The sequence below is a fragment of the Modestobacter marinus genome (assembly GCF_019799945.1).
Lineage (GTDB): Bacteria > Actinomycetota > Actinomycetes > Mycobacteriales > Geodermatophilaceae > Modestobacter > Modestobacter marinus_B.
This window is the reverse complement of sequence record NZ_JABGCH010000065.1, coordinates 1-6,961: the sequence shown is the minus strand read 5'-3', so window position 1 is coordinate 6,961 and position 6,961 is coordinate 1. Positions and strand designations below refer to the sequence as shown.

The window sequence follows — 6,961 nt, the reverse complement described above, 5'->3', positions numbered from 1 at the left end:
ACTCCCCGCACCATCCCGACGATCAGGAACCGGAAACCGCGGCAGACGCGGAGCTCGATCGCGCCCTGCTGCGATCAGCCACGCCGATCACCCCGCGCACACCCACCCGGCTAAGATCACGAAAGATCGAGGCTAGCGCTTGGCAGGGGAACCGGCGGACGCGGGCATGCCCTCGGACGTCGCCGTGCGGCCCGGCTCCCGAGTGTCACGAGCGGGACTGGTGGTGACGACGGCAGCGGCGTTGACCAGCACGACCACGGCGATGCCGGCCCACTCGTGCGCTGCCAGAGCTTGACTCAGCAGGTGCTCAGGTTCCGGGAACCGGGACATGTCCGCGCCCGGCTTCTCGGCTCATGCGCCGCTGAGCGAGCTCGATGTAGTGGTCGACCAGTACCTCGTCGTCCACCGCGCCTTTGTTCACCGCCTTTGTCGGGTCCACGCCCTGGAACAGACGCTTGAGCGGCACCTCGAGCCGCTTGCCGGTGCGGGTGTGCGGCACACCCGGGACGGCGATCACCTGGTCCGGCACGTGCCGGGGACTGGCCGTCCGACGGATCGCGGTCTTGATCTCCGCGACCAGCTCGTCGGTGAGCTGCTCACCGGGCGCCAACTGGACGAACAAAGGCATCCAGTAGCCGCCGTCCGGCTCCTCGACGCCCAGCACCACGCAATCGAGGACGGCGGGGATGGCCTCGACTGCGGCGTAGATGTCGGCGGTCCCCATCCGCACGCCGCCGCGGTTGAGGGTGGAGTCCGACCTGCCGGTGATGATGCAGGTACCGCGCTCGGTGACCTCGAGCCAGTCGCCGTGCCGCCACACGCCGGGCCAGGGCTCGAAGTAGGCCTCCCGGTACCTGCGTCCGTCCGGGTCGTTCCAGAAGTACAGCGGCATCGAGGGCATCGGCTCGGTGACGACGAGCTCGCCGACCTCACCGACCACCGGCCGGCCGTCGTCATCCCAGGCTGCGGCCGCCACCCCGAGCAGGGGCCGCTGCAGCTCGCCGACGGTCACCGGCAGCAGCGGCGAGGCACCGATGAACGCGGTTGCCACGTCCGTTCCACCGGAGGTGGAGCCCAGGACGACGTCCCTCTTGACCGCGTCGTAGACCCAGCGATAAGCCGCCGCCGGCAACGGTGACCCGGTGGAACCGACCCCGCGCAGTCTCGACAGGTCGTGGGTCTCCCCCGGCCGCAGACCTGCGCGCTCGCACGCAGTCAGGTAGCCGGCACTCGTGCCCAGGTAGGTCATGCCCGTGTTCGCGGCCAGGGCGAACTGGGCGTCCAGGCCCGGATACGTCGGCGCCCCGTCGTAGAGGATCACGGTCGCTCCGGACAGCAGCGCAGAGACGGAGATGTTCCACATGATCCAGGCCGTGGAGGCGTACCAGAAGAAGCGGTCGCCCGGCCCGACGTCGAAGTGCAGCCCGACGAACTTCCGCTCCTCGAGCACGATCCCGCCATGGCCGTGGACGATGCCCTTCGGCAGGCCTGTGGTTCCCGAGGAGTAGACGATCCACAGCGGGTGGTCGAAGGGTAGCGGTTCGAACAGAGGCTCCTGAGGCTCCCTGACGGCCTCGGCCCAAGGCAGTGTCCCGGCGGGCACCTCGGCGGGGTGCAGGCGGGGCACGGCGATCGTCGCCCGCAGGCCCGGCAGCGCGGTGCGGAGTTCAGCGACGACGTCCCGGCGATCGTGCTCGCGGCCGTTGAACCGGTAACCGTCGACCGCGACCAGCACCGCCGGCTCGATCTGGGTGAACCGGTCGAGGACGGCGCGGGTGCCGAAGTCCGGCGCGCAGGAGGACCACACCGCACCGATCGACGCCGCGCCGAGGAACGCGACGACCGCCTCGGGCACGTTCGGCAGGTAGCCGGCCACCCGGTCACCGGCCCGCACGCCGAGCCGGCGCAGGGTCGCGGCGAAGGCACCCACCTGGCCCCGCAACTGGGCCCAGGAAACCTCGACCGGCGGGTGATCCTCGTCCGCGACGACCAGCGCCGGGCCGGCGACGTCCCACCGCAGCGCCTGCTCGGCGTAGTTGAGCGTGCGCCCCGGGAACCAGACCGCACCCGGCATGCGGTGATCGGTCAGCACCTCGTCATCCGGCACACCGGGGAGCACCCTGCTCCACCCGGCGAGGTCCGCCCAGAACTGGTCGAGGTGCTCCACCGACCACCGCCACAGCGTGTCGTAGTCCGGCGGGTCACCGAAGTCGAGACCGCGCCGACCCCCCACCCAGCGGGCGAATTCGGCGGCACGAGTGCCACGTGCCGACTTAAGGGTCGGCGTCCAGAGCAGGCCGGGCTGCTCGTGTTCAGTCATCGGCTCGACCATCGAATCGGAGCACCGGCATCCCCGAGCCCACGGCTCAGGGATCAACGACCAGGGGACTCTACATCGATGCGGACGATCGACGCTGACGATGGGCCACCGACAGCTGTCTCGAGCGGAGTCCTGCGGTGCCGACCGGGACGTGCTGACTAGCGTCCGTGGAGACCTCGGGCGAGGCGGACAGGGTCCGTGATCGGTCGTCCGACCTCCAGGGCACGAGTCCGTGCCCTCGAACGTGTGGACCGCTTCGAGTCCGCGAGGTGGCGGGCGACGTGGTGGTCGAGCCGGATCCCAGGCCGCCCCGTGGGCGGTTGCCGACGACGGGAGCCGCGGGCCCGGCGCGCCGTCCTCCCCCAGCCGGACGCTGCACCGGGAGGCCGCCTCAAACAGGCAAGGGCGGAGCAATAGGTGGTCCAACGCCCCGTGAACCAGTCAGAGGCCGTTCCGGTTCTCTCCGGACACGCCCCCTGACGTGCGGTTCCCTTGCTGTGGCCCTCCCCCCGCGCTCCGGCGCGTCCTCGAGCGGACACGACCCGAGTCAGAGACGTGTCCAGATGCTGGTCCTGCCGAGCCCGGTCTCCCTGAAGGCGGCTGATCCGAGAATCTCCGTCAGGCCCGGTCAGGCCGCGGGGTTGGGGGTGACCGCATAGCCGAGGGCTTGGAGCTCGCGGATGTGGTGTCGGGCCTTGCGTTCGGGATTGCTGCGGGCGGCGTAGTAGTCCGGGCCGAGGTCGACGAACTGGGCCTGCTCGTCGGTGAGCAGCGCCCAGATGATGACCAGACTCGAGCGGCCGATCGCGACGATGGCCCGCTTCTTGCCGCGACGTCGGGCGATCCGGCGATATCGCTGGCCGAGGAAGGTGTCGGTGTGGGCGGCGCTGACCGCGGCCTCGCCGAGCACCCGGGCCAGGTAGCGGTTGCCCTTGCCGCTGCCTGCTTTGCCGGTTGGGCGGCCGGCCGATTCGTTGACTCCCGGCGCGAACCGCGCCCACGAGGACATGGAGCCCGATCGCGCGGTCCTGGCGTGCCGGGTCCTTGAGGCCGATGACGGCACCGAGGGCTGGTGCCGACGCTGCGGGTGTGCAGGAAGACCCCGTGACACCGTCGCGCGGGAGCTGGCGCACGAGCCGCTGGGCTGGCGACCGACCACCCTGCTGGTGACGATCCGCCGGTACCGGTGCACTGGGTGTGGGCATGTGTGGCGTCAGGACACCAGCCGCGCGGCCGAGCCGCGGGCCAGGCTGTCGCGTCGTGGACTGGCCTGGGTGCTGGAGGCGGCCGTGTGCCAGCCCTTGAGCATCGCTCGCGTCGCTCAAGGGCTTCGCGTCGCGTGGAACACCGCCAACGACGCGGTCCTGGCCGAGGGCCGACGGGTGCTGATCAACCATCCCGGCCGGTTGAACGGTGTGAAAGTCATCGGGGTCGATGAGCACGTGTGGCGCCACACCCGCCGCGGGACAAGTACGTCACCGTGATCGTCGACCTCACGCCGGTGCGCGCCGGTACGGGTCCAGCGAGGCTGCTGGACATGATCCCGGGCCGCTCCAAGGCCGCGTTCAAAGGCTTGGCTTACCCAGCGCCCCCAGGCGTGGCGCGAGGCCGTGGAGGTCGTCGCGACGGACGGGTTCACCGGCTTCACGACCGCCGCCGCTGAGGAGATCCCCGCCGCGGTCGCGGTGATGGACCCCTTCCACGTGGTGCGCCTGGCCGGCGACGCCCTCAACGACTGCCGCCGCCGCGTACAGCAGACCACCCGCGGCCGCTGCGGCCGTAAGAACGACCCGCTCCACCGTGCCCGGCGAACCCTGCACACCGGTGCCGACCTGCTCACCGACAAGCAGGCCGCCCGACTCACGGCCTGTTCGGCTTCGATGAGCAGGTCGAGGCCACCTGGGACATCTACCAGCGGATGACCGCCGTCTATCGGCACTCCGACCCAGCCGTCGGGTCGCGAGCTGATGGTCAAGCTGATCGAGTCGCTCAGCGCCGGCGTCCCCAGGCCGCTGGTCGAGATCGCCAAGCTCGGCCGCACCCTGAGCAAGCGAGCCGCTGACGTACTGGCCTACTTCGACCGGCCCGGCACCAGCAACGGTCCAACCGAAGCGATCAACGCCCGCCTGGAGCACCTGCGCGGCTCCGCCCTCGGCTTCCGCAACCTCACCAACTACATCGCCCGATCCCTACTCGAGACAGGCGGATTCAGACCCCGACTACACCCTGCATCGGTGAAGAGCCGCTCTTCCTGGGGGTCGGCCAAAGATACGACGGAACCGGCAACCAGTGATCTTGAGTTGAACGTGCCGCAGGTCAGGTGCTGGGGCGGATCGGCGTCGGCTGCCCGACCAAGGACAGCGATGCGCAAACGCAGCCGAAGGCCCGATCTTGTGTCACCGGGTGCAGTGGACTTCTTCGCGTACCCGCTCAGATCGGTCAACGGCGCACCCTATAGCGCAGATGAAGCACCCGGTTGCCCTGAATCACCACGTCAGGATCCTCCAACAGGTGATGCGCGTGGACCGACCCGAAGTAGCGCTTGCCGGACCCGAACACGACGGGTACGACGTCCATGCGCACCTCGTCGACCAGGCCCGCGGCAAGCACCTGGCCACCGACGTCGCCAGCAGCGACCTCGACCATGCGGTCACCCGCAAGCTCCTGCGCCTTGGCCACGGCTGCCTCGACGCCGTCGACGAAGTGAAACGGCGCCTCGGGGTCCCAGCCCTCGGGCTTCGGTCGGTGCGTCACGACGACCACGTGGTCGATCCCGCCCGGAGGCTTCCCGTCCCAGCCGTCCGTCATGTCGAAGACGTGGCGGCCGACGATTGTCGCCCCGATCTGGTCCCAGTACGGCCGGGTGTAGTCGTAGGACGTCTGCGACACCTTCAACTCGCCGCTCTCGTCCAACGGCACGTCACCGCTGGACAACCAGTCGAACAGCGGTCCGGGTTGGTCATTCTCGTCCGCGACGAAGCCGTCCACCGACACCGAGCTGTACATGACCACCTTGCCCACGGAGCTCTCCTTTGCTTTAGGATGCCCCCAAGTTAGCGTGTCGTGAGTTGTCGCTCTTGTAAGAATTCAATCGACCGGCAGCGGCCAGCCGTCCAGCGCGTGGCCGGGATGCTCGCGCATGAACCGCCGCCGGACTTCGACGTACCGGGTCGGCGTGCGCCCGGTGAACGCCCAGAAATCGTGGCCGAAGTGAGCTTCGTCGAAGTAGCCTGCGCCACCGGCGAGGGCGCCCCAGTCGATCGGTCCGGCGGGGTTGATCGAGAAAGCATCCCCGCCCGTCCTGGTGCCCGGCGACCCGGAAGCCACCAGCCTCAGCGAGCAGGCGGACCGAGGAATCCCCCTGCCCGAGCCCCTCCTCGTGCGGCTCACCGAGGTCTGCGAGCAGTGTGGGACGCCCTTCCTGCTCACTCCCATGTGAGCCCACGCGCACTGCTCCGTGCCTCGCAAGAGGACGTCGTCGGTGAAGTGCACCAACGCGGGGGCGAGTCGCGAACCTCCTCTCGGCGCCTGAGGGCTCGGTGCTCCGGTCGTCCGCTATGCCAGCGCCCCTTGGTCGAGGGCGGTGATCGTCAGGTCGAAGTCGTCGCCGGCCGCGGCGATGACGTCCAGGCCGTCGTCGACGGTGCCGAGCGGGATGAGGCCCGGGCTGGGCACCGGCAGGCCGGGCCTGCATAGACGATCAAGATGTCGAGGTGGGGCGGCCAGTACGCGATCTGCCCGACCTGGTAGGTGAAGACAGTTGAGCTAGGCGTCGAAGCCGGTCGTGCGGATCAGCCTGGCCGGGACGCCGCCGACGATCGCGTTGGCGGCTACGTCCTTGGTGACGACGGCGCCGGCGCCCACGATGGCACCATCGCCGATGGTCACGCCCGGCACAACCGTGACAGAGGCACCAAGCCACACCTGGCGTCCGATCACCACAGGCGCGGGCGTCATGTCCGCTCGTCGACGCGGGTCGACTGCGTGGTTGAGCGTGGTCAGTGTGCTCCCATGACCGATGAGGCTGCCGTCCCCGATGGTGATGCCCCCGGTGTCCTGGAATCGGCAACCCTGGTTGATGAAGACGCCTTCGCCCAGGATCAGGTTCTTGCCGAACTCGGAGTAGAACGGCGGGAACACCGTCACCGACTCCGCGACCTCTCTACCGGTCAGCCGGGACAGCAGCGCGCGCACCCCCTCGGGTTCGCGGTACCCGGCGTTGAGCTCGGCGATCACGCGCAAGGCGACCTGCGCCACTTGATGCATGAAGGCGTGCTGCTCGGAGCCACCCTCAATGAGCGCTCCGCGGTTCACGTGGTCCAGGAAGTCGGCTAGTTCCATCGACTGATCCTTTCAGCGGGGGCGAGAAGTGAGTCGCTGCCGTCTGTGATCACGACGGACGCGAGCCCAGCTAACGTCACCGCGGTGAGGCGGATGCTGGAACTCGCGGCCGCACACGAGGCCGCTGGTAGGCGCGATCAGCGACGGCGCGGCACCGTGCTTCTCGGTACGTGGTGGTCGACAACTACGCCACCCACAAGCACCCGGCGGTGCGCGCCTGGCTGGCCCAGCATCGGCGGGTGCGGCTGCACTTCACCCCGACCTCGGGCTCCTGGCTGAACCTGGTGGAGGCGTTCTTCT

Annotated in this window: 5 protein-coding genes and 3 pseudogenes; 3 read left to right on the top strand and 5 right to left on the bottom strand. The window is 69.4% G+C overall.

Annotation, left to right across the window (positions count from 1 at the left end):
* Positions 1–307: 307 nt before the first annotated feature.
* Together HK417_RS23900 and HK417_RS23895 are read right to left on the bottom strand one after the other, a co-directional pair.
* On the bottom strand, positions 308–2,320 hold the full coding sequence (locus HK417_RS23900) for an acetoacetate--CoA ligase (protein WP_222273030.1): 2,013 nt from the start codon (positions 2,318–2,320) through the stop codon (positions 308–310).
* 628 nt (positions 2,321–2,948) lie between these two features.
* Complete coding sequence (locus HK417_RS23895; RefSeq protein ID WP_222273027.1) at positions 2,949–3,329, bottom strand: transposase; 381 nt, start codon at positions 3,327–3,329, stop codon at positions 2,949–2,951.
* Between HK417_RS23895 and HK417_RS25965 the strand changes: the two genes are divergently transcribed.
* Both HK417_RS25965 and HK417_RS25960 read left to right on the top strand, forming a co-directional pair.
* Complete coding sequence (locus tag HK417_RS25965; RefSeq protein WP_261327678.1) at positions 3,328–3,804, top strand: hypothetical protein; 477 nt, start codon at positions 3,328–3,330, stop codon at positions 3,802–3,804. The genes HK417_RS23895 and HK417_RS25965 overlap by 2 nt on opposite strands.
* A 96-nt stretch (positions 3,805–3,900) precedes the next feature.
* A pseudogene (locus HK417_RS25960) lies at positions 3,901–4,494 on the top strand (ISL3 family transposase); the annotation flags it as partial.
* Between the two features lie 265 nt (positions 4,495–4,759).
* Here HK417_RS25960 and HK417_RS23885 read toward each other — a convergent pair.
* The 3 genes and pseudogenes from HK417_RS23885 to HK417_RS27365 form a co-directional block, all read right to left on the bottom strand.
* The gene (locus HK417_RS23885) at positions 4,760–5,341 is read right to left on the bottom strand and encodes a dihydrofolate reductase family protein (RefSeq protein ID WP_222273023.1); all 582 of its coding nucleotides are present in this window, start codon (positions 5,339–5,341) and stop codon (positions 4,760–4,762) included.
* A 66-nt stretch (positions 5,342–5,407) separates the two neighbouring features.
* On the bottom strand, positions 5,408–5,647 hold the full coding sequence (locus tag HK417_RS23880; RefSeq protein WP_222273021.1) for a hypothetical protein: 240 nt from the start codon (positions 5,645–5,647) through the stop codon (positions 5,408–5,410).
* Between the two features lie 462 nt (positions 5,648–6,109).
* A pseudogene (locus HK417_RS27365) lies at positions 6,110–6,253 on the bottom strand (DapH/DapD/GlmU-related protein); the annotation flags it as partial.
* Between the two features lie 575 nt (positions 6,254–6,828).
* Here HK417_RS27365 and HK417_RS23870 point away from each other — a divergent pair.
* A pseudogene (locus HK417_RS23870) lies at positions 6,829–6,961 on the top strand (transposase); the annotation flags it as partial.